Consider the following 20,394-nt stretch of genomic DNA (forward strand, 5'->3'; position numbering starts at 1 on the left):
CCACGCCCCGCGGAAGTGGCATGGACGTCATCACTCTGTAAGCCTCGCGGATCATGCTCGGAGGACGTACGGTGGCTCCATGGGTAAAGTCGTGATGCTCGTCATAGGGACCCTGCTAGGTCTCTTCGTGCTGTTCAACTTCTTGCTGCCGATGCTGGCCTTCCTGGTGAAGATCGCGCTGATCATCGGCGTAGTCGCCCTGGTCTTCTTCATCGCGGTCACCGTCGTCGGCAAGTCCTCCCGGTCACATTGACGCTTTTCCTGCTTGATCCGTGGCTGGTCGGGATCACCATGGTGGCGATCCTGCTGCTGGCCACGTGGGCGGCCACGTTGCTGCCCGTCCTCAGCGGGGAGCCGCCGAGCTTTCCGCTGAGTTACGCGCGCCGTATTGCGTTCCAGCGCCAGCGCGACCCCGACGCGGCCGGTCGCCCGCGTCCACGAGCCCCTTAGGCATGCCCCGCTACCACTCGTCAGCGGGGCTCGCCGGCACGTGAGCCCTCTCTCACCTCCTGTTGATGGAAGGGCTCATGATCGATTCTCTTGTCACGTTCATCATCGGCATGTCCGGGGGCAATGCCGCGCTCGCGATCGTTTTGTTCACGGTGACCGTGCGGCTCCTGCTGCTGCCGCTCAATGTCCGCCAGGCCCGTACGGTGAAGATCCGCGAGCGGCTCGCGCCCAAGCTTCGCGAACTGCAGAAACGCTTCGGGCGGAATCCGGAGCGGCTGGCCAAGGAGACACGCGCGCTCTACGCCAAGGAAGGCAGCTCGCCGTTCGCCGGGTTCCTGCCGATGCTGGCGCAGCTGCCGTTCATATGGCTGATGTACCGGGTGGCCACGCATCCGACCGCGCTGGCCGGTCACGACCTGTTCGGGGCGCCTCTGGGGCACCAAGTGGCCGGACTGGTCGCCAATTACGGTCTGGTCAGTGCACCGGTTTTGGTCTTCGTTCTGGTCATTGCACTGGTCACAGCGGTGGCGTGGCTGTCCGCACGGCAGATCAAGGTTTCCGAGGAACAGCCTGAGGTGATGCGGAGGATCATGCGGCTGCTGCCGTACGGCTCCGTGCTGGCCGCGCTCGTGCTCCCGCTGGCGGCCGGGCTCTACTTGCTGGTGTCCACGGCATGGGCGACCGGAGAGCGGGCCGTGCTGGCTAGCCGGCCTCTTTGAGTGCTGCGACCTGCCCGTTCATCGATCCCTTGGGGGCGGGCAGGATGGCCCACACCGTCGTGGTGTCCCCGTCGTGACGCACTCCCCAGCTCTCAGCCACGTATTCCACGATGCCGAGCCCCCGGCCCCCTAGCGAGGACAGGGTCGGGCGGCCGGCCCGCGGCTCGGTCGCCGCGCCCCCGTCGCTGACCGCAACCTCGATGTGATCGTCGCTACGCAGCCAGGCCACCCTCACCATGCCCGACGGCAGCGGATGCGCGTGCCGCAGCGCGTTGCTCAGCAACTCGCTCACCACGAGCACGGCATCGTCGATCGCCGTGGAAAAGACCCCGCTTTCCTGCAGGTCAGTGCTCAGACGCTGGCGGGCGACGGCAACGCTGGACGGCGCGTACGGCAGTAGCACCACGCTTGACACACCCACCTCCCCGTTCCCTGTGCCCCCCGCGGGAACACTCCCCGGTACGACCGAAATGCCCCGTTACTCGATCCCAGAAACCGCATCTCGATCACAGCTTGTACACATTGGACGATAGGTCAGCGGAACCGTGACCACCTCGTTACCGCATCGGTGTGTCGGATCCGATAGGGGACGGGCACCGCAGGACGAGCCGCATCCTGGTGCCACCTCCGGGTCGCGGATGAGCGCTCACGTCGCCTCCCTGTGCTCGGGCGAGGCTGCGGACGATGTAGAGACCCAGCCCCACTCCACCAAACCTTCTCCGGTCGCCACTGTCCACCTGGACGAACCTCTCGAAGATCCGCTCGCGGTCCGGCGGGGCGATGCCGACGCCCTCGTCGTCGACCACCACGACGACGTTCTGGTCCTCCAGCCAGGCCTCGACGCTGATCAGCCCGCCCTTCGGCGAGTACTTGAACGCGTTCTCCAGCAGCTGCCCGAGGACGATGTCCGTGGCCAGCGCGTCGCCGAGCACGTCAGGCAGCTTGTCGGGGAGCACGACCTCCACCCGGTGCTTGTCCGACAACGCCGGCAGGCCCAGGGTGGCCGCGTGGATGCGCTCGGCCAGGTCGAACGTCTCGATCCGTACCTTCAGCTCGTCCGCGCCCGCCCGTGCGCCGAGCAGCAGGTGGTCCATGAGCTGCCCCAGGGACCTGGCCCGCTCGGCGATCGTGTGCACGGCCGAGCGGCGCTCGGGGTCGCTCATCTTGTCCCAGCGCGAGTCCAGCGTGCTCGCGAACCCCCGCACGATCGTGATCGGTGTGCGCAGTTCGTGGCTGGTCGTGGCCAGGAACAGGTCTTTGGCCTCCTCGAGTTCCTTGGCCGTGGTCACGTCGCGGAAGTCGACGACGACCTCGCCGGTCTCCTCGACCCGCGCGCTCACCACGTCCAGCCAGCGCCCGCTCTCCATCTGGAACGTGAGCTTCTCCCCCGCCTCGGGCAGCGGGAACGGCGGCGGCCCGCCGATGACGGCGTCGGCGGGGAAGGCGGTGATCTCGGCGGCGGCCGGGTTCCACCGCACCACGCGCCCGGCCTGATCCAGCACGGCGATCCCGTCGGCGCTGGCGTCGAACACCGCCTGCTCGTGCGCCCGCTGCCGGACCGCCTCCTGGTAGGCGACCGCGTTGCCGACGGCGATGCCGGCGTGCCCGGCCAGGAGCTCCAGCAGCTCCAGTTCGAGATGCCCCGGCGTGCGCCGGGCGAACAGCGCGTAGAGCGCGCCGTACGGCCGCCCGCCGACGGCGGCCAGGCCCAGCGCGATCGTGTGCAGCCCGTTCAGCTTCGCCCACACCAGGTCGTCGAGCTCGTTCGACTGCAGCAGGACGGTCTTGCCGGTTCTTAAGAGCCGGTCCACCAGGCTCGTCCGCAGGTCGGAGGTGGTCCCCCTGATCGACTCCGGCAGCTGGTACGTGCTGACCAGCCGCAGCCGCTCCCCCTCGATCAGCACGAACCCGCCCGCGTCCGCCCCGGTCAGCTCAGTGAGGCTGGCCGAGATCCGGTCCAGCACGGCCGGCAGCTCCAGCTCGGAGTTGATGTCGCCGACCACGTCGGTCAGCTTGCGCACGAGCCTGGCCCGGCGCGCCATCCGGTTCTTGGCGACCTCGTCGGTCCTGGCCAGGTGGTGCACACACACGTAGCCGGCCACGGCGCTGCCCAGTCGCAACGCGCTGATGTCGACCCGCAGGTCCAGCACGCTGCCGTCGCTGTGCAGGCGTTTGGTGCGGAGCGACACCTGGCCCCCGGTGCGCACGCGTTCGAGCACGGCGTTGAGCTCGGCGGTCAGCTCCGCGGGCACGATCGGCGCCCTGCGCCCGAGCATCTCCTCGGCCGTCCACCCGAAGAGCCGCTCGGCGGCCTCGTTCCAGACCAGCACACTCTGGTCCCTGTCGAGCGCCACGACGGCGTTGGGTGAGCTGGCGAGCACCGCGCGAGCGATCTCATCGTCACTACCGGCCCATTGGTCCCCCACACCTCCATAGTGCCCGTGGCGAGCTGGGTGCGTCGGGCGATCCGTCCGATACGCTGCGGTCACGGCGATTTCTCAGTCGCGGGGAAGGGTGGAGGCATGACGAGCGGCGATCTGGATGCCCTGCTACGTGTGACCTCCACCACCTATCGGGGCGAGACGCCGCCGGACATCGCCTTCGGCACCTACGACGGCGCGCTGGGCCGTATGGTGCTGGCGGTGACCGGCAAAGGCATCGCCGCGTGTTCCTTCGAGCCGGAAAACGCCGTCTTCGAGCTGGTCACCAAGCATGTGGGCAGGTTCATCGGCCCGGACCCGCGCCGGCTCGACCCGGTGCGCAGGGAGCTGGACGCCTACTTCTCCGGCCGCCTGCGTGCCTTCGCCACGCCCGTGGACCTGGCGCTGGCCACTTCCTTCGCGCGCACGGTGCTGCAGAAGACCATGGCGGTGCCGTACGGCACGACCACGACGCTGGAGGAGATCGGCGCGAGCATCGGCCGGCCGCGCGCGTTGCGGGCCATCGGCAACGCGCTGGCCTCCAACCCCGTCTGCGTGATCGTGCCGTGTCACCGGGTGGTGCGCGAGGACGGCGCCCTCGGCGACTACGCGGGCGGCCCGGCCGCCAAGCAGCACCTGCTCAACGTCGAGCAGCGCGCCGCAGCAGCAGGCCGATGACCAGCGCCACCAGCGCGGCCACCAAGGCCCCGCCGAGCGCGCCGTTCATCCAGGGCTGCCGGGTGAAGCCGATCACCTCACGGGCCGACGCCCAGAAGCCGTCCCACGCCGGCACAGTGGGAGTCGAGGTCGTCAGCCAGTAGGCGACGAAACCGAGCGCCCACGGCACCAGCATCGTCCAGCGCGAGGGCGCGTTCTCGTCGGTGTTCCAGCGGTCCGCGCCACCCAGCACGAAGTAGTCGACGGCGAGCACCGCGAACATCGGCACGAACACCGCGCCGATCACGCCGAGGAAGGCACCGTACGAGGTGACGTCCACGACCAGCGCGATCGCGATGGTGAGCACGCCGATGCTGGTGGAGAACACCCTGCGGTCCACGCGCGGCATCAGGTTCTGCAGCGACACGGTGGTGGAGTAGACGTTGGCGAAAGACTGGTCGGTCTCACGCAGCACCAGGATCGCGAAAAACAACGCGCCCAGCGGCGCGGCCACGAATGGTCCGAACACCGCCGTGCCGTCCGCGAGCACCGCGTCCGCGCCCGCGATGGCCACCGCGTACACGCCCAGCCCCAGGCAGGCGACCTGGGCCAGCGTGTAGCCGCCCACCACGCCGGTGAACGCGGCCTTGCTGGACCTGGAGTGCCTGGCGAAGTCGGCGGCCATGGGCACCCAGGACACCGAGAGCGCGATCACGTAGTCCACGGCCGCGGGGAAGGCGGTCCAGCCGCCGCCTGTGTGCGCCGGCGCCTCGGACACGAGGTACCAGGTGAACCAGATCATGGACACGATCACGCCGATGGTGACGTACCGCCGAATCAGGCGGACCGCCCCGAGCGGCCAGATCGTGAGCGCCGTGGTCAGCACCCCGGCCGCGATCACCCACACCTGGTACGGGACGCCGCTGAAGATCGCGCTGGCAGCCTTGGCGATCACCCAGAGCTCGAACGCGCCCCAGCCGAGCATCTGGACGATGTTCAGCACCGTGGGCACGTAGGACGCCTTGGCCCCGAAGAGCCCGCGGAGCAGCACCATCGAGGGTTGCCCCGTCTGGGTGCCGGGGATGGCGGCCAGGCCCACCATAGACGTGCCGATCAGGCTGCCCACCACGGTGGCGGTGAGCGCGGCGATCAGGCTGAGCGGTGCGTTGCCGAGGGGGTCGAGCAGGTAGAGGGCGCCCGAGAAGCCCAGGAGACTGACGCCGAGGTTCGCCCAGAGCGCGCCTTGATCGAGGACGCCGAGCGTTTTCGGGGGCGTTCCCTGGAGGGTCAGCGGAACTTCGTCGGCGACATGCGTCATCGCACACTCCCTACGCCGGCATTACCCGGACAGGTTCAGGCGGTCGGCAGCGGATGAATAGCTGCCCTCTCAGCCCGGCACCCCGAGCTCCCGCGACAATCTGAAGTTAGCGCCCTCATGATGCCATAAAGGGCGAACTGCGCGTTAGGCCACGAAAGGTTGCTGTCCGGTCTCGCTCACCATCGGGCGGCGCGCGGCCTCCCACGACTGCATGCCGCCGCCGACGTTGACCGCCTCCCGCCCGAGCTGGTTGAGCCAGGCCGCGACCTGCAGCGACCGTCCGCCCACCCGGCAGACGACGTAGACCGTCCGGTCTGCCGGCACCTCGTCGACCCGCTGCTGGATCTGGGTCATGGGGATGTGCGCGGCGTCAGGGGCGTGGCCGGCCACCCACTCCTCCTGCTCACGCACGTCAAGCAGGTAGGCGTCATCGGGAAGGGCACTGGCCTCGATCTCAGGAACGGTCATGCCTCCATCATCTCTTGCCTCGCGTCGTACTCCGCACGCGCCGACGCGATCTCCGCCTGATGCTCCTCAGTCCACGTGACCAGGGATTTGATCGTCTGGTGCAGGGTCCGCCCGAGCGGCGTCAGCGCATAGTCCACCCTGGGCGGCACCACCGGGTGGACCTTACGGGACACCAGCCCGTCACGCTCGAGGTGACGCAGGGTCACGCTGAGCATGCGCTGGCTGACGCCGTCGATCTCGCGGCGCAGCTGGGAGAAGCGCAGGCTCTGGCAGTCGAGCAACGCGATGACGAGCAGCGACCACTTGTCCGCGATGCGGTCGAGTATCTGGCGGACCTCGCAGTCCTCGCGGGTGTCCCACTGCCGCACGTCGTAGTCGTCGTCGTCGTCCACGGTGCTGTCGCAGTAACTGAGTGATCTGAAAGTGCCGTCTTCCATGACATTTCATGCTGGCCCAAGATGTGGACGGTTACAAGAGAGAACCGACTGCCTATTCATAACCGGGGGTTTGTCATGCCTGCCCGTTCCTGGGGCGTCCTCGCCGTCTTGTGCGGCGCCATCTTCCTCGAGGGCATCGACGTGGCCATGCTGAACGTCGCCCTCCCGTCCATCCGGGCCGACCTGGGGTTGTCCACGGGCATGCTGAGCGGGGTCGTGAGCGCGTACGTGCTCGGCTACGGCGGTTTCATGCTGCTCGGCGGCCGCGCGGCCGACCTGCTGGGCCGCCGCCGCATGTTCCTGCTCTGGCTCGGAGTGTTCCTGGTGTTCTCCGGCCTCGGGGGCTTCGCGGACGAGGGCTGGGTGCTGCTGATCGCCCGCTTCGTCACGGGTGTGGCCGCCGCCTTCATGACCCCGGCCGGCCTCTCCCTGATCACCACGACGTTTCCCGAGGGCCGGCTGCGCAACCGTGCCCTGCTCATCTACGCGGGGACAGCCGCAGGCGGCTTCGCGCTCGGCCTGGTGATCGGCGGCCTGCTCACGGCCTTCGGCTGGCGCTGGGTCTTCTTCGCGCCGGTGCTGATGTCGGCGGTGATCCTGGCCATCGCGATCCCCCTGATCAAGGAGCCCGCCGCCGAACGCCCTCCGGCCACGGGGTTCGACCTGGCGGGCGCCGCCACCATCACGGGTGCGATGATGCTGTTGGTCTACGGCGTCGTACGCCTGGAGCAGCCAGCCGACGGCTGGCCGCTGACCGTCGCGGCCTTCGCCGGCGGCCTGGCCCTGCTCGCGGCGTTCGCCGCCGTCGAGCGCCGCTCCGACGGCCCGCTGGTGCGACTCGGCATCCTCAGGTCAGGCTCCCTGGTGCGGGCCAACCTGATGGCCGCCCTGCTCACGGCCTCGTTCTTCGGCTTCCAGTTCCTGATCACGCTCTACCTGCAGGAGTTGCGCGGCTGGTCCACCATCCAGACGGGCCTGGCCCTGCTGGCGGCCGCCACCGACGTGGTGCTGGCCCCCACGCTCACCCCGTGGCTGGTCAACCGGTACGGCAACGCGAAGGTCGTGCTGGGCGGCCTGCTGTCGGGCCTGCTGGCGTACGCGTTGTTCCTCGGCGTCGGTCTGGACTGGACGTACGCGGCCATGCTGCCGTCGATGCTGCTCATCGGCCTGATGTTCGCCTTCGTGTACGGCCCGCTCACGATCGTGGCCACGGACGGCATCGCCGAGCACGAGCAGGGCCTGGCCGGCGGCCTCATCAACTCCTCGTTCCAGTTCGGCGCGGCCCTGGGCCTGTCGGCGGTCACCGCGATCAACGTCGCGGCTCTCGGCACCGACCCCACCCCCCAAGCATCCCTGACCGCCCTCCGCACAGCCCTCCTCGCCCCGGTGACCGCAACCCTGCTGGCCGCCATCATCGCCACCATCGGCCTCCGCACCCGCACACGGACAAGGGACCGCGTCCCGGTCAAGGCCTGACCCACCCTCGGCCGAGCGCCATCGACGCAACGTCAGGCGGGCCGAGCCGCATGGACAGGCGGAGGCGGCATGGGCGCCGGGTCGGCGGGACGGGGTGCGGCGGAGACCGGCGCAACGGACACGGCGGCCCAGCCCCGAACCACGAAAGCCGGCCAAGCATGCGCTCCGTCACGGCGAGCAACCCGTGAGCCTTCACGACCGGCCATGACAGACGGAAACGGAAGTCGGCGCGTGCGGTGACGCTGGGCGACCGTAAAAGAAAAGGGGGTTATTTAAGAAGACGGGAAAGCCTCCGGTCGGCGAGGGGCTTGCCGCCGGTCTGGCAGGTGGGGCAGTACTGGAGCGCGGAGTCGGCGAACGACACCTCGCGGATCGTGTCACCGCACACGTCACACGGCTGCCCCGCCCGGTTGTGCACCCGAAGCCCGGACTTCTTCTCCGCCTTGAGGTCCTTGGCCGCCAGCCCGTGCGCCCGCTCCACCGCCTCCCTCAGCGTGGTCACGATGGCCTCGTGCAGATCGGCGATCTGGGCGTCCGTCAAGGTCGCCGCGATCTTGAACGGGGACATCTTGGCCGCGTGCAGCACCTCGTCGGAGTAGGCGTTCCCGATGCCCGCGATGACCTTCTGATCGCGCAGCAGCCCTTTGATCTGGGTGCGGCTGCCGCCCACGATCCGCTTGAGCGCCTCCACGGTGAAGGACTCGTCCAGGGGATCGGGGCCGAGGGCGGCGATGCCGGGGACATCGTCCGGATTTTTCGTGACATAGACGGCAAGGCGCTTCTGCGTCCCCGCCTCGGTGAGCTCGAACCCGGGCGCCAAGCCCTCGTCATCGGGCGCCAGCCGCAGCCGCACCGCGAGCGGCCCCTTCCCAGGACGGACCGGCTTCGCCCCGGACAAATCCTCGCGCCAGCGCAGCCATCCCGCGCGGGCGAGGTGGATGACCAGATGCAGCCCGTCGCAGTCGAGGTCGAGGAACTTGCCGTGCCTGGCCACGCCGGTCACGGTCAGCCCGCCGAGCGCGGTGACCGGCGGATCGAACGTCTTGAGCGCCTGGATGGCGACCACGTCGACACCCAGGATGGTGCGGCCCACCGCCCGGTCGCGCAAGAAGTGGGCCAGAGACTCCACTTCGGGAAGTTCCGGCATGCCACCAGGGTACGGCGCACACCCGGCCGTCCACAGCCTGTGGAAACTACGGAACGTCCCAGAAGGCCAGCTCGTGTGCCATCCCTTCCCTGAACAGCACCTCCGCCCGCGCCGGATCGGGGTCGGCCTCGTCGATCATCTGCGCGATCCGCACCGTCAACGCCGCGAACTCCGGATCCGCGTACGTGTCCACCCACGCCCGGTACCGCGGCTCGGCCGGCGGATTCTCCGCCAGGATCCGCCCGAGGCTCGAATACCCCCACATACACGGATAGAGCGCCGCCAGCCCCTCCCCGTACGACGCCGCCGAATCCAGCAGGAACGCCGTATACGCCGCACACGCCAGCCCCTTCACCGCCCCGTCCAGATCGGCCCCGAACTCCGCCGACAACGACCGATGCAAGCTCAGCTCGTCGTGGTACGTCGTGTGCGCCAGATCCACCAGGTCGCCCAGATGCGCGTCGGGCGCCTGCCAGGCCAGCCGGGAGAACACCCGCACGTAGTCGAGCAGGAACAGGTAGTCCTGCTCCAGCCACGACCTGAACACCGGCTCGGCCAGGTCGCCCCGCGCGATCCCGGCCACGGTGGGATGCTCCAGCTGCGCCTGGAGCAGCGGACGACCGACGGCATGCAACGTCTCCGACATAGTCATGGCTGGGAGATTAGTGTCGAACCATGACGGTGACGATCGCCGAGGAACTCCTCCTGTTGGCTTACAAAGAAGACGGCAAGCCGCTCATCAACTCCACGCAGCTCGACCCGGCGCTGGCCGGCGCCATCCTGGCCGAGCTCGCCGTGGCGGACCGCGTGGAGCTGTCGAACAAGAAGCTCACGCTCAAGGACCCGGCCCCGGTCGGCGACGACGAACTGGACGCCACGCTCACCCGCATCGCCGCCGAACGCAAGGACCGCACACCGCAGTGGTGGGTGCAGCGCCTGCACTCGGCCAAGCTACGCACGCGCCTGCTCACCAAGCTGGCCTCGGCAGGCGTGCTGACCGAGGAACGGGGCAAGGTCCTGGGCCTGTTTCCGATCACCCGCTGGCTGGAGGCGCAGCCGGGAGTGGAGGCGAACGTCCGTGAACGGATCTCCGCCGTGCTCGCGGGCGCGGACCCCGACGCCCGCACCGCCGTCCTGATCGCGATCATGCACGCGGCCAAGCTGGATCGCAAGGCGTTCCCGGGAACGAGCAAGGCCCGCGTCAAGGAGATCGCGGAGGGCGCCTGGGCGGGCGACGCGGTCGCCAAGACCATCGCCTCCATCAACGCGGCGGCCATGGCGGCGATCACCGCCGCCACAACCGCCACAGCCGGCTCCTCGGGCTAGCCCCGGCCCGGGAATCAGCCGGCGTCGACAACGGTCTTCGGGACCGGCTTGTCGTTCTTCAGCGCGTCGAAGAGCGCCAGGGCCTTCGTCCGGTCCCACTTGACCGCCGTGCCCCCGCTCGGGACGGGCTCCTCCCCACCGAACGGCACCACAGTCGTCACCGGGCTGTCACCCATGGCCAGCCCGAGCGAGAGCATGTCGAACGCCCCGGTGCCGCCGTCGACCTGGACCGCGTCCGTGGCGCTCATGGCCAGCGGGATGGAGGTGAACGGGTTGATCAGCACTCCCGGGCTGGCCGCCTTCTTCACGACCGCGCCGAGGAACTGCCGCTGCCGCTTGGTCCGCTCGAAGTCGGGCAGCGCGCCGCCCTTCCGGGTGCGGACGTACCCCAGGGCCTGGGCGCCAGTGAGCACCTGCGTGCCCTTCTTCAGTTTCAGCCCCGCTTTGGGGTCGTCCACGTCGGCCCGGACGTTGATCTCGACGCCGCCGACGGCGTCGACGATGTCCACGAATCCGGCGAAACCGATCTCCATGTAGTGGTCGACATGGATCCCCGTGACCGTCTCCACCGTGCGCGCCAGCAGCTTCGGCCCACCTAGCGAGTAGGCGGAGTTGAGCTTGTCGCGCCCCTTGCCCGGGATGGTGACCGCCGAGTCGCGGGGCAGGCTGACCAGCGTCGGCTTGTCGCTGCCCTCGGGGATGTGCAGCAACATCATCGAGTCCGTACGCTGCCCCACGGCACGCCCGGTGCGGAGCTTCTTACGCTCGGCCGCCGACAGACCCTTGCGGCTGTCGGAGCCCACCAGCAGCCAGTTGGTGCCCGGGGTGTCGGCCGGACGGCCCTCGTAGTCGTCGAGCACCGCGTCGATCCCGGCCAACCGGGAGTCGATCCAGAAGAACATACCCACGGCCGCCACCAGCAACACCACCAGCAGCCCGGCAACGATCTTCAGAACCGTCTTACCCGACGGCCGCTTGCGGGGCCCTCTGGGGGCCATCTCCGACGGCCCAGCTCCGTCCCGCCTGGACCGCAGCGGCTTGACCGGACTGCTGCCCGACCGCGCCCTCCCATAGACCCGCGAGCCGGCCTTGGGCGGAGCCGGCGCCTCAGGATTCTGGGAAGCGACAGGGAGCTTGTGCGTGGGCGCTCCCGCCCCGCCGGACGGCACCTGGTAGGCGGGCGCACCGCCGGAGCGCAGGCCGTCAGCGGGCCTCAGAGGCAGCGGGCGGCCGTCGCCTGGCGAGCGCATGGCCCTCGTCCGGTCGTCCTCAGTCACTTCGCCCTCTTCCCTTCGCTTGTCATAGACGGTACGTCGAACCCCCGGCAAGTGCAGACCCTCGCCCAACCTTTGTCTAGGGAAAACTACCGAGAACCAGCGGATCCGCCAGAAGCCGTCACGCACAGTGACCGTGGAAACATAGTCGCCACTTGTGTCGTTACGTTGGTGACGACCTCTATCGAAGGGATGATCGTGTCCGCTCCGGACCCGTGGAGTCTTTGCCCGTGCTCTGGCACGGGTTCTTCTGAAAGCTCACTGCGGTGAGCGCCTATTTCGGGCTCCTGGCCCTGTTCCTCCTGACCGCGGCAACGGGTTTCTTCGTCGCTCAGGAGTTCGCGTACGTCGCCGCGGACCGCGGCATTCTCCGTGAGCAGGCCGCGGCGGGCGACAAGTCCGCCGAGAAGGCACTCCAGGTGACCTCGCGGCTGTCCTTCATGCTCTCCGGCGCCCAGCTGGGCATCACGGTAACGGCCCTGCTGGTCGGCTTCCTGGCCGAACCGGCGATCTCCGTGATCGTCCGCCCCTGGCTCGAGAACACCGGACTGTCCACCACCATGATCTCCGGCATCTCCGTGGCCGCCGGCGTGTTCGTGGCCACGGTGGTACAGATGGTCCTGGGCGAGCTGGCGCCGAAGAACCTGGGCATCGCCCGCCCCGAGCCGGTGGCCAAGTCCCTGGCGAGCGCGACCCTGGGCTACCTGGCCGTGGTCGGCCCGTTGGTGCGCCTGTTCGACTCGGCCGCCACGGGCCTGCTCAGGCGCGTCGGCGTCGAGCCCGTGGAGGAGGTGGAGCACGGCGCGACCCCGGAGGAGCTGTCCCGCATCATCGAGGAGTCGACCAAAGCCGGAGAGCTCCCTCCGACACTGTCAGAGCTTCTCGAACGAGCCCTGGAGTTCGGCGACCGCACAGCGGAAGAGATCATGGTCCCCCGCCCTCGAGTCGTCGTGCTCCGCGACACGCAGCCGATCTCCGACCTGCTCGAGGTCATGCGCCGGCGCGGCCACTCCCGCTACCCGGTGCTCGGCGCCGACGGCGACGTGCTCGGAGTGACGGGCGTCCGCGAGCTCCTCGCATCACACATGAACGAAGGCGACATCAAAACCATCACCCGCCCGGCTCTCCTGGTCCCAGATTCCCTCCCCCTGCCGGCCGTACTGGACAAACTGCGCACGGCCAGGGACGACATCGCCCTGGTCATCGACGAGTACGGCGGCCTGGCCGGTGTGATCACCATCGAGGACCTGGCCGAGGAGCTGGTCGGCGAGCTGCTGGACGAGAACGACCCCGAGCCGGCGGGCGCCGTGGAGCGCGGGCCCGGCGTCTGGGAGGTGCCAGGCTGGCTGAGGCTGGACGAGGTAGAGCGCGCCACCGGCATCTCCCTCCCGGAGAGCGACGACTACGACACCCTCGCCGGCCTGGTCCTGGCCCAACTGGGCCGCCTGCCAGACCCCGGGGACGAGCTGACGGTCCCGATCAACCACCCCACCGACGACCCGTTCGCAGAGACCGACAACAACCACGTGGCGCACGTGACGGTCATGTCCCTGAACCGACGCGTCCCCGAATGGGTCCGCCTGGTCCACGCAAAGCACGCGCCCGCGGAGGCGACCCGATGACGATGCTCCTCATCAGCCTCGCCCTCCTGGCCTTCAACGCGCTGTTCGTCGCCGCCGAATTCGCCTTCGTCTCCGCCAGACGCCACCGCCTGGAGGAGATGGCCACAGGCAGCAACCGCGTGGTGAGATTCGCCGCCAAATCCGCCGTATCCGGTGGAAGGCAACTGTCTCTCATGCTGGCCGGCGCCCAGCTGGGCATCACCCTGTGCACCTTGGGCCTGGGCCTGGTCTCGGAACCGGCACTGGAACACGCGCTGGAGCCGGTCTTCGCCGCCGTGGGACTCCCGGAGTCCCTCCGCCTCCCCATATCCCTCACCATCGCCCTGGCGCTGGTGACGTTCCTCCACATGGTGATCGGCGAAATGGCCCCCAAATCCTGGGCCCTGACACACCCGGAACGCGCGGCTCTCCTCCTGACCCTGCCGTTCCGCGCCTTCACCCACGTGATGCGCCCCCTGCTCACGACCCTGAACGCCCTGACCAACGCCATCCTCCGCCTCTTCGGCGTACAACCGAAAAACGAACTGGCGACGACGCGCACACCGCGACAACTGGCCATGCTGGTAGGCGAGTCAGGCCGCATGGGCCTCCTGGACAGAGACGAACACGACCTCCTGACCAGAGCCCTCCGCCTCCAGGCAGAAGGCATAGAACGCCTCATGGTCCCCATAACCCAGGCGGTCATGGTCCCGCCAACAGCAACAGCGGCCCAGATCAGATCAGCCGCAACAGAAAGCGGCCACCTGAGACTCCTGGTAGGCACCCCCACCTCAGTGGAAGGCGCCCTCCACGCAAGAGACGCCCTCCTCAACCCAAGAGACAAAGCAGGCGACCTAACACACACCCTCCCCCACCTGCCATGCGTAACCCAGGTCCCAGAAGCGGTAACAGCCCTACAAGAGGCAAGATCCCACCTGGCCCTGGTAACGAACCAATCAGGATCAGTCATCGGAATGGTGAGCCTCACCGACCTACTGGGCGAGCTGCTGGATACCAGGCTGTGACGTAAAACACATTGGCAAGCGCCCCGAAAGCACCTTGCAACCACCCTGACCCACGCTCCAAGGGCGCCCCACCCCCAGAAAAAGAGCCCCCACAACCCTTGCGATCCGCCGACGACTTCGTCAGGGTGGGACCGCACCCAACGACGAACAACCACAGCAAACAAAGGGGATCTGGGGGCAAAGCCCCCAGAAGACGAAGGCCTGAGGGCAACAGCCCGAGAAGAGAAGATGGGGCTCTGAGGGCAACAGCCCAAGAAGACGGGAACCCGAGAAGATGGGGGTCTGGGGGCACAGCCCCCAGGGACGGGGGGTCTGGGGGGCCATGCCCCCCAGAAGACGCTGGGGGTCCGGGGGTTATCCCCCGGGTAAACACGACGAGGGGACCCGCGGGAGGAAGCGAATGCTTCCGACCAAGAGTCCCCAGTCACCGAGTGGGCGAGGAGGGATTTGAACCCTCACGTCCTTTCGGACACACGGACCTGAACCGTGCGCGTCTGCCGTTCCGCCACCCGCCCTTTTTTGGGTGCGGAGAAACAGTAGCACGGAACAGCCACTGGTACTGAACCCGGATACGATCGCATAAGACACGGGAGCGGAGGAGCTGGGCGCGACAGCCGACGGGCGCCGGGAAACGCCGCGACGTGGGACTAGCGGAAACCGGGCGCCGTACGCGTCTGGGGAACGCGATCATATGCACGGAGGAAGGGAGGTACCCGGTGGGAGTCCTTCAGCGCTTCGAGCGAAGGCTCGAAGGCTTGGTTGAGGGGGCCTTTGCGCGGGCGTTCAAATCTGACCTTCAGCCGGTCGAGGTCGCCAGCGCGGTTCAGCGGGAGATGGATGAGCGTGCGGCGATCGTCGCTCAAGGTCGCACGCTCGTGCCCAACGATTTCGTGGTCGAGCTGTCCACGACCGACAGCGAGCGGCTTGAGGTCTACGCCGACAGCATCAGTCACGAGCTGGCCAACCTCGCCAGGGAGTACGCCAAGGAGCAGGGCTACTCTTTCGTGGGACCGGTCCGGGTTCGCTTCGAGACCGCCGCCGACCTGGCTGTGGGTTTGTTCCGCATCAGGTCCGGCGTCATCCGCGGCGCGACGGTGGAGCAGGACGAGATTCGCCAGCCGGCGAGCGACCTGCCTCCATCCCGGCCGCACGCGTTCAACGGGCGGCCCAGGCTGCTCGTCTCCACCCAGGACGACCCGCAGGGGGACCGCTCCTACGAGCTCACCACTCCGGTGACCTTGCTCGGCAGGGGCACCGACTGCGATCTTCGTCTAGTCGATCCCGGCGTTTCGCGGCATCACGCGGAGTTGCGCGTCGAGGGCCAGAATGTGGTTCTCGTCGACTTGGGATCGACGAACGGCACTTTCGTCAACGGCCAGCCGGTACGCAGGATCGAGCTCCAGAACGGCACGCGAGTGACCCTGGGGCGCACGACTCTGGTGTTCCGGCGCGATTAGAGGTAGACAAACGGTCCATGTCCGAGCTCACGCTGCTGCTGATCCGGCTCGCCTTCCTGGCGGTGCTGTGGTTCTTCGTCATTGCCGCAGTCGGCGTGATCCGGACTGACTTGTTCGGTTCACGCACGGCTCCCGCGGGTCCACGCAAGTCCGCCAAACCCGCCAAGGCCGTGGCGAAGCCCAAAAGCAAGAAGGGCGAGCCACGCCAGCTCATCGTCACCGGTGGCCCGCTGCAAGGCACCACCATCACTCTCACGGAGACGCCCATCACCATTGGCCGGGCGAACGACGCCACGCTGGTAGTCACTGACGACTACGCTTCCAGCCGGCATGCCCGGCTCTTTCCTCAGGACGGTCAGTGGATCGTGGAAGACCTCGGGTCGACCAACGGGACCTATCTCGACCGCTCGAAAGTCACCCGCCCGACCCCGGTGCCGCTCGGTGTTCCGATCCGCGTCGGCAAAACAGTCATTGAATTGCGCAAATGACCATCGCACTCCGCTACGCCGCCCGCTCGGACGTCGGCCTCCTCCGCGAAGGAAACGAGGACTCGGCGTACGCTAGCGGCCGCCTGCTTGCCGTCGCCGACGGCATGGGCGGGCACGCACACGGCGAGGTGGCCAGCTCAGTCGCCATCGCCGCCATGGCCTCTCTCGAAGAGGCCCAACAGGGGGGTGACCTGCTCAACGCCATCGAGGCAGCGGTACGCGACGCCAACCGCAAGCTGCATGAAATGGTGGGGCGGGATCCCAGCCTCAAAGGCATGGGCACGACTCTCACGGCCATGTTGTGGCACGGCACCCAGGTCGCCCTCGTGCACGTCGGCGACTCGCGCGCCTACCTGCTCAGGCGCGGGGAGCTCTACCAGATCACCCATGACCACACACTGGTGCAGCAGCTCGTCGACGACGGGCGCATCACGCCGGAAGAGGCCGCCACGCATCCGCAGCGCTCGATCCTGCTGCGCGCTCTCGACGGCAGCGGCGAGGTCGATCCCGATCTCACGCTCCGGGAGGCGCAGGTAGGTGACCGTTACCTGCTGTGCTCGGACGGGCTGTCCGGTGTGGTGAGCGCGGAGACGCTGCACGCCACGCTCACCAACATCGACGATCCGGAAGAGGTCGTCCGCCAGCTCATCGACCTGGCGAACAGGGGAGGCGGGCCGGACAACATCACGTGCGTCCTGGCCGACGTCCTGGAGATCACCGATGGGCAGCAGGTGCCTGCCGAGGTGGCCGTTGTGGGCGCCGCGGGCATGAACCGGCTGCGCGGGAATCCGCAGGACACCTCGCCGGGGCGACCTAGTGCGGTGACCGCACCCCAGCCGGCGATCGCCGACGACGACTTCGACGAGCCGGTCGCGCAGGCGTCCCGGCGGTCGGGCAAGCGTCGTCGTGTGTGGCCCGTGCTGGTCACCGTGCTCTGCATAGCCATCGCCGCCGTCGGCGCCGGTGGCTATTTTGGATACCAGTGGACCCAGGACCAGTTCTTCGTCGGTGCTAGGGACGGCGAGGTGGTCGTGTTCAAGGGGATCCAGAAGGAGGTGGTCGGATTCCAGCTCTTCAGCGTCTCCAAGCCCACGGGACGGCAGCTCTCCCAGCTGTCCGAGGCTGACCAAGCGCTGGTCAGGAGCGGCATCCCCGTCCTGTCCGTCGACGAAGGCGTGGCGAAAATCAACGCGTTGAAGTTCTCCGGAGATCAGCCGAGCGATACGACGGCGACCACGAGTGCGTCGCCCACGCCATCCGCCACCGCGACCAAGACGAAACAGCAGTAAATGAGCGAAGTCGCCGAAGCCCCCATCCCGATGCCGGCCAAGCGCCGCGTGGCCCAGCTGGTCATGCTGGCGCTCGCGGTGGGCATCGTCATGGGCGCCTACGCCAACGTCGGCCTGGCGATCGACGGCCGGATCCCGGCGGGCATGCTGACGTACGGCCTGGGTCTGGGCGGCCTGATGGCGGTCGCCTACATCGTGCTGGCCAAGTTCGCCCCGTGGGCCGATCCGCTGATCCTGCCGCTGGTCACCGTGATCAACGGTCTCGGCCTGGTGATGATCTACCGGCTCGAGTCCGCGAAGATGCCCGGCGCGTCCGCCGCCAACCAGATCATGTGGACGGCGGTCGGCGTCGTCATGTTCACGGCCACGCTGCTGGTGATCCGCGATCATCGGATGCTCCAGCGCCTCACCTACACCGCCGGCGCCGTCGGCCTGGTCCTCCTCGCCATCCCCGCGATCTTGCCCGCCTCACTCAGCGAGGTGCAGGGCGCCAAGATCTGGATCCGCATCGGCGGATTCTCCATCCAGCCGGGCGAGTTCGCCAAGCTGGCGCTGGTGGTCTTCTTCGCCGGTTACCTCGTGGCCAAACGGGACGTGCTGGCGCTGGCCGGGCGGCGGCTGCTCTTCATCGACCTGCCGCGGGCCAGGGACCTCGGCCCCGTCCTCGTCACCTGGGCGCTCAGCCTGCTCGTCCTGGTCTTCGAGAAGGACCTGGGCACGTCGCTGCTGCTGTTCGGCACGTTCATCGCGATGCTCTACATCGCCACGCAGCGCACGTCGTGGGTGCTGATCGGCGTGCTGCTCTTCGCGGGCGGCGCCTTCCTGGCGGGCATGGCCTTCGACCACGTCGGCGACCGCTTCCAGATCTGGCTCAACCCGAGCTCCGACGAGTTCTACAACCGGGAGATCGGCGGCAGCTACCAGATCATGCAGAGCCTCTTCGGGCTCGGCGCGGGCGGCATCCTGGGCACCGGGCTCGGGCAGGGCAATCCCGACCTGATCCCGCTGTCGTTCTCTGACTTCATCTTCGCCGCGATCGGCGAAGAGCTGGGCCTGACCGGCCTGATGGCGCTGATCATGCTCTACGCGCTGCTGGTCGAGCGGGGTCTGCGCACCTCGCTGGCGGCCCGCGAGCCGTTCTCGAAGCTGCTGGCGGGCGGCCTGTCGTTCATCCTGGCCTGGCAGGTGTTCATCATCGTCGGCGGGGTGACGAACCTCATCCCCCTGACCGGCCTGGTCACCCCGTTCATGTCCCAGGGTGGCTCGGCGTTGCTGGCTAACTGGATCCTTATCGCGCTTTTGGTAAGAATGTCGGATTCGGCGCGAAAGCCCCCGCCTCAGGCGATCCAGAACGAAGGACTGACGCAGGTGTTCCAGCGATGAACAAGACCCTGAAGCGCGCGGCCGTGGCCTGCCTGGTCATGTTCGCGCTCCTGATGATCAATGTGAACATCCTGCAGGCGGTTCGCGCGGAAGAGCTGAGCGGCGACTCCCGCAACACCCGCAACTACTACGCGCGGTACGCCATCGAGCGGGGACGCATCGTCGCGGGCGGCAAGGTGATCGCGCAGTCCGTCGAGACCGAGAGCAAGAAGTTCAAGTTCGCCAGGGAATACCCGGACGCCAGGCTCTACGCGCACGTCACCGGCTTCTTCTCGCCCGAGAGCGAGAGCGCGATCGAGAGGTCCGAGAACGACCTGCTCGACGGCTCCAGCGCGGACCTGCTGCTGCGGCGGAGCATCGACCTGTTCACCGGCGAGCCGACCAAGGGCGCCAACGTCGAGGTCACGATCAACCCCAAGGCGCAGAAGGCGGCCTACGACGCGCTCCGCAGCAGCGGCAAGCGCGGCGCCGTGATCGCGCTCGACCCGAAGACCGGCGCGATCCTGGCGATGGTCTCGCTGCCGACCTACGATCCCACCGAGCTGTCGGGCACCGACAAGGGCAAGGTCTTCACGCGCTACGACGTGCTGGCCAAGGAGAAGAGCCAGCCGCTGCTCAACCGCACCATCGGCCAGACGTACCCGCCGGGGTCGACGTTCAAGGTGGTGACGATGGCGGCGTACCTGGAGGACGACTCCGGGCGCGGCCCGGACACCACTGTGGATGCGCCACAGCGGCTGCCGCTGCCCAACACCAACATCAGTCTGCCCAACTACGGCGGCGCGGCCTGCGGCTCCGGCTCGGTCACGCTGACGTACGCGCTGGAGAAGTCCTGCAACACACCCTTCGGCAAGATGGGCATGGAGCTGGGCTACGACAAAATGAATGAGCAGACGGAGAAGTTCGGGATGGGCACGCAGATCGCCGTGCCGATGTCGGTGGCCGACAGCGATTTCGGCCCCAAGGAGGATCAGGCGGCCGTGGCGATGGCCTCGATCGGACAGCGCAGCAACCGGATGACCCCGCTGCAGATGGCCATGATCGCCGCTGGCATCGCCAACGAGGGCGCGGTGATGAAGCCGTACCTGGTCAACAAGATCACCGACGCCAAGGGCGACACGGTCGACGAGGCCAAGCCCGAGGAGCTGTCGGAGGCGGTCAGCACCGAGACGGCGGGCAAGCTGCGCCAGATGATGGTGAGCGTCGTCAACAACGGCACGGCCAACCTGGCGCAGGTGCCAGGCGTCCAAGTAGCGGGTAAGACGGGCACCGCGGAGACGGCCGACGGCCAGCCGCCGCACGCCTGGTTCATCTCCTTCGCGCCCGCGGAGGACCCGAAGGTGGCGCTGGCGGTGATCGTCGAGTCCGGCGCCGCGAACGTCGGCGCGGAGGCGACAGGCGGCCACACGGCCGCGCCGATCGCAAAAGCCGTGCTGGAGGCGGTGCTGAACAAGTGAGT

The 20,394-nt window shown here is 68.1% G+C and carries 21 protein-coding genes, 1 tRNA gene and 1 riboswitch; of the genes, 13 read left to right on the forward strand and 9 right to left on the reverse strand.

Annotated elements, in window-relative coordinates:
* Positions 1 to 79: 79 nt before the first annotated feature.
* The 3 genes from OHA25_RS06185 to OHA25_RS06195 all read left to right on the forward strand — a co-directional run bounded on the left by OHA25_RS06185 (position 80) and on the right by OHA25_RS06195 (position 1,169).
* The gene (locus OHA25_RS06185; RefSeq protein ID WP_327586630.1) at positions 80 to 253 is read left to right on the forward strand and encodes a hypothetical protein; all 174 of its coding nucleotides are present in this window, start codon (positions 80 to 82) and stop codon (positions 251 to 253) included.
* On the forward strand, positions 250 to 450 hold the full coding sequence (locus tag OHA25_RS06190; RefSeq protein WP_327586631.1) for a DUF6412 domain-containing protein: 201 nt from the start codon (positions 250 to 252) through the stop codon (positions 448 to 450). Before OHA25_RS06185 ends, OHA25_RS06190 begins: the two co-directional genes overlap by 4 nt.
* A gap of 77 nt (positions 451 to 527) precedes the next feature.
* Entirely contained in the window at positions 528 to 1,169 is a 642-nt protein-coding gene (locus OHA25_RS06195) for a YidC/Oxa1 family membrane protein insertase (RefSeq protein ID WP_327586632.1), read from the forward strand.
* On the opposite strand, the gene OHA25_RS06200 is transcribed toward OHA25_RS06195, so the two are convergent.
* Together OHA25_RS06200 and OHA25_RS06205 are read right to left on the reverse strand one after the other, a co-directional pair.
* Positions 1,153 to 1,584, reverse strand: coding sequence for an ATP-binding protein (locus OHA25_RS06200; RefSeq protein WP_305914052.1), 432 nt, complete (start codon positions 1,582 to 1,584; stop codon positions 1,153 to 1,155). The two genes, OHA25_RS06195 and OHA25_RS06200, sit on opposite strands and share 17 nt — an antisense overlap.
* 142 nt (positions 1,585 to 1,726) lie before the next feature.
* Positions 1,727 to 3,595 (reverse strand): sensor histidine kinase, encoded by a 1,869-nt coding sequence (locus OHA25_RS06205; protein WP_327586633.1) that lies wholly within the window; start codon positions 3,593 to 3,595, stop codon positions 1,727 to 1,729.
* A 96-nt stretch (positions 3,596 to 3,691) separates the two neighbouring features.
* Between OHA25_RS06205 and OHA25_RS06210 the strand changes: the two genes are divergently transcribed.
* Complete coding sequence (locus OHA25_RS06210; protein ID WP_305914050.1) at positions 3,692 to 4,267, forward strand: methylated-DNA--[protein]-cysteine S-methyltransferase; 576 nt, start codon at positions 3,692 to 3,694, stop codon at positions 4,265 to 4,267.
* On the opposite strand, the gene OHA25_RS06215 is transcribed toward OHA25_RS06210, so the two are convergent.
* The 3 genes from OHA25_RS06215 to OHA25_RS06225 form a co-directional block, all read right to left on the reverse strand.
* Positions 4,230 to 5,564 (reverse strand): purine-cytosine permease family protein, encoded by a 1,335-nt coding sequence (locus OHA25_RS06215; RefSeq protein WP_327586634.1) that lies wholly within the window; start codon positions 5,562 to 5,564, stop codon positions 4,230 to 4,232. The genes OHA25_RS06210 and OHA25_RS06215 overlap by 38 nt on opposite strands.
* Positions 5,555 to 5,668, reverse strand: a riboswitch (TPP riboswitch). (Overlaps the previous gene by 10 nt.)
* A 40-nt stretch (positions 5,669 to 5,708) precedes the next feature.
* Entirely contained in the window at positions 5,709 to 6,032 is a 324-nt protein-coding gene (locus OHA25_RS06220; protein WP_327586635.1) for a rhodanese-like domain-containing protein, read from the reverse strand.
* The gene (locus OHA25_RS06225; RefSeq protein WP_327586636.1) at positions 6,029 to 6,469 is read right to left on the reverse strand and encodes a winged helix-turn-helix transcriptional regulator; all 441 of its coding nucleotides are present in this window, start codon (positions 6,467 to 6,469) and stop codon (positions 6,029 to 6,031) included. Before OHA25_RS06225 ends, OHA25_RS06220 begins: the two co-directional genes overlap by 4 nt.
* Positions 6,470 to 6,544: 75 nt before the next feature.
* On the opposite strand from OHA25_RS06225, the gene OHA25_RS06230 reads away from it, so the two are divergent.
* Complete coding sequence (locus tag OHA25_RS06230) at positions 6,545 to 7,945, forward strand: MFS transporter (RefSeq protein ID WP_327586637.1); 1,401 nt, start codon at positions 6,545 to 6,547, stop codon at positions 7,943 to 7,945.
* A 268-nt stretch (positions 7,946 to 8,213) separates the two neighbouring features.
* Here the strand turns inward: OHA25_RS06230 and OHA25_RS06235 are convergent, their stop codons facing one another.
* Entirely contained in the window at positions 8,214 to 9,092 is an 879-nt protein-coding gene (locus tag OHA25_RS06235; RefSeq protein ID WP_327586638.1) for an Fpg/Nei family DNA glycosylase, read from the reverse strand.
* A gap of 46 nt (positions 9,093 to 9,138) precedes the next feature.
* Positions 9,139 to 9,744 carry a TenA family protein gene (locus OHA25_RS06240; protein WP_327586639.1) on the reverse strand — a complete coding sequence of 202 codons (606 nt, stop codon included), beginning with the start codon at positions 9,742 to 9,744 and terminating at the stop codon, positions 9,139 to 9,141.
* A 23-nt stretch (positions 9,745 to 9,767) separates the two neighbouring features.
* Between OHA25_RS06240 and OHA25_RS06245 the strand changes: the two genes are divergently transcribed.
* Positions 9,768 to 10,418 carry a GOLPH3/VPS74 family protein gene (locus OHA25_RS06245; protein WP_327586640.1) on the forward strand — a complete coding sequence of 217 codons (651 nt, stop codon included), beginning with the start codon at positions 9,768 to 9,770 and terminating at the stop codon, positions 10,416 to 10,418.
* A 14-nt stretch (positions 10,419 to 10,432) separates the two neighbouring features.
* Here OHA25_RS06245 and OHA25_RS06250 read toward each other — a convergent pair whose 3' ends face one another.
* The gene (locus OHA25_RS06250; RefSeq protein ID WP_327586641.1) at positions 10,433 to 11,695 is read right to left on the reverse strand and encodes an LCP family protein; all 1,263 of its coding nucleotides are present in this window, start codon (positions 11,693 to 11,695) and stop codon (positions 10,433 to 10,435) included.
* 263 nt (positions 11,696 to 11,958) lie between these two features.
* Between OHA25_RS06250 and OHA25_RS06255 the strand changes: the two genes are divergently transcribed.
* Both OHA25_RS06255 and OHA25_RS06260 read left to right on the forward strand, forming a co-directional pair.
* A complete protein-coding gene (locus tag OHA25_RS06255) occupies positions 11,959 to 13,314 on the forward strand; it encodes a hemolysin family protein (protein ID WP_327586642.1) in 1,356 nt (451 codons plus the stop codon).
* A complete protein-coding gene (locus OHA25_RS06260; protein WP_327586643.1) occupies positions 13,311 to 14,318 on the forward strand; it encodes a hemolysin family protein in 1,008 nt (335 codons plus the stop codon). Before OHA25_RS06255 ends, OHA25_RS06260 begins: the two co-directional genes overlap by 4 nt.
* A gap of 432 nt (positions 14,319 to 14,750) precedes the next feature.
* Here OHA25_RS06260 and OHA25_RS06265 read toward each other — a convergent pair.
* A tRNA-Leu gene (locus OHA25_RS06265) sits at positions 14,751 to 14,833 on the reverse strand.
* Between the two features lie 201 nt (positions 14,834 to 15,034).
* On the opposite strand from OHA25_RS06265, the gene OHA25_RS06270 reads away from it, so the two are divergent.
* The 5 genes from OHA25_RS06270 to OHA25_RS06290 are packed head-to-tail and all read left to right on the forward strand — an operon-like array spanning position 15,035 to position 20,392.
* A complete protein-coding gene (locus OHA25_RS06270) occupies positions 15,035 to 15,775 on the forward strand; it encodes an FhaA domain-containing protein (RefSeq protein WP_127938101.1) in 741 nt (246 codons plus the stop codon).
* Between the two features lie 17 nt (positions 15,776 to 15,792).
* Positions 15,793 to 16,263: an FHA domain-containing protein FhaB/FipA gene (locus OHA25_RS06275; protein WP_305917726.1), complete on the forward strand. Its 471-nt coding sequence runs from the start codon at positions 15,793 to 15,795 to the stop codon at positions 16,261 to 16,263.
* Positions 16,260 to 17,552, forward strand: coding sequence for a Stp1/IreP family PP2C-type Ser/Thr phosphatase (locus tag OHA25_RS06280; protein ID WP_327586644.1), 1,293 nt, complete (start codon positions 16,260 to 16,262; stop codon positions 17,550 to 17,552). The genes OHA25_RS06275 and OHA25_RS06280 overlap by 4 nt, the downstream gene beginning before the upstream one ends.
* A complete protein-coding gene (locus OHA25_RS06285) occupies positions 17,553 to 18,935 on the forward strand; it encodes an FtsW/RodA/SpoVE family cell cycle protein (RefSeq protein ID WP_327586645.1) in 1,383 nt (460 codons plus the stop codon).
* The gene (locus tag OHA25_RS06290; RefSeq protein WP_327586646.1) at positions 18,932 to 20,392 is read left to right on the forward strand and encodes a peptidoglycan D,D-transpeptidase FtsI family protein; all 1,461 of its coding nucleotides are present in this window, start codon (positions 18,932 to 18,934) and stop codon (positions 20,390 to 20,392) included. Before OHA25_RS06285 ends, OHA25_RS06290 begins: the two co-directional genes overlap by 4 nt.
* Positions 20,393 to 20,394 lie beyond the last annotated feature (2 nt).

This window comes from Nonomuraea sp. NBC_00507 (assembly GCF_036013525.1).
Taxonomy (GTDB): Bacteria; Actinomycetota; Actinomycetes; order Streptosporangiales; family Streptosporangiaceae; genus Nonomuraea.

Excerpts from the sequence above, each read along its gene's own strand:
- OHA25_RS06185 (WP_327586630.1), top strand. The coding sequence starts at position 80 with ATGGGTAAAGTCGTGATGCTCGTCATAGGGACCCTGCTAGGTCTCTTC.
- OHA25_RS06195 (WP_327586632.1), top strand. The coding sequence starts at position 528 with ATGATCGATTCTCTTGTCACGTTCATCATCGGCATGTCCGGGGGCAAT.
- OHA25_RS06210 (WP_305914050.1), top strand. The coding sequence starts at position 3,692 with ATGACGAGCGGCGATCTGGATGCCCTGCTACGTGTGACCTCCACCACC.
- OHA25_RS06215 (WP_327586634.1), bottom strand. The coding sequence starts at position 5,564 with ATGACGCATGTCGCCGACGAAGTTCCGCTGACCCTCCAGGGAACGCCC.
- OHA25_RS06220 (WP_327586635.1), bottom strand. The coding sequence starts at position 6,032 with ATGACCGTTCCTGAGATCGAGGCCAGTGCCCTTCCCGATGACGCCTAC.
- OHA25_RS06225 (WP_327586636.1), bottom strand. The coding sequence starts at position 6,469 with ATGGAAGACGGCACTTTCAGATCACTCAGTTACTGCGACAGCACCGTG.
- OHA25_RS06230 (WP_327586637.1), top strand. The coding sequence starts at position 6,545 with ATGCCTGCCCGTTCCTGGGGCGTCCTCGCCGTCTTGTGCGGCGCCATC.
- OHA25_RS06235 (WP_327586638.1), bottom strand. The coding sequence starts at position 9,092 with ATGCCGGAACTTCCCGAAGTGGAGTCTCTGGCCCACTTCTTGCGCGAC.
- OHA25_RS06240 (WP_327586639.1), bottom strand. The coding sequence starts at position 9,744 with ATGACTATGTCGGAGACGTTGCATGCCGTCGGTCGTCCGCTGCTCCAG.
- OHA25_RS06245 (WP_327586640.1), top strand. The coding sequence starts at position 9,768 with ATGACGGTGACGATCGCCGAGGAACTCCTCCTGTTGGCTTACAAAGAA.
- OHA25_RS06260 (WP_327586643.1), top strand. The coding sequence starts at position 13,311 with ATGACGATGCTCCTCATCAGCCTCGCCCTCCTGGCCTTCAACGCGCTG.
- OHA25_RS06275 (WP_305917726.1), top strand. The coding sequence starts at position 15,793 with ATGTCCGAGCTCACGCTGCTGCTGATCCGGCTCGCCTTCCTGGCGGTG.
- OHA25_RS06280 (WP_327586644.1), top strand. The coding sequence starts at position 16,260 with ATGACCATCGCACTCCGCTACGCCGCCCGCTCGGACGTCGGCCTCCTC.
- OHA25_RS06285 (WP_327586645.1), top strand. The coding sequence starts at position 17,553 with ATGAGCGAAGTCGCCGAAGCCCCCATCCCGATGCCGGCCAAGCGCCGC.
- OHA25_RS06290 (WP_327586646.1), top strand. The coding sequence starts at position 18,932 with ATGAACAAGACCCTGAAGCGCGCGGCCGTGGCCTGCCTGGTCATGTTC.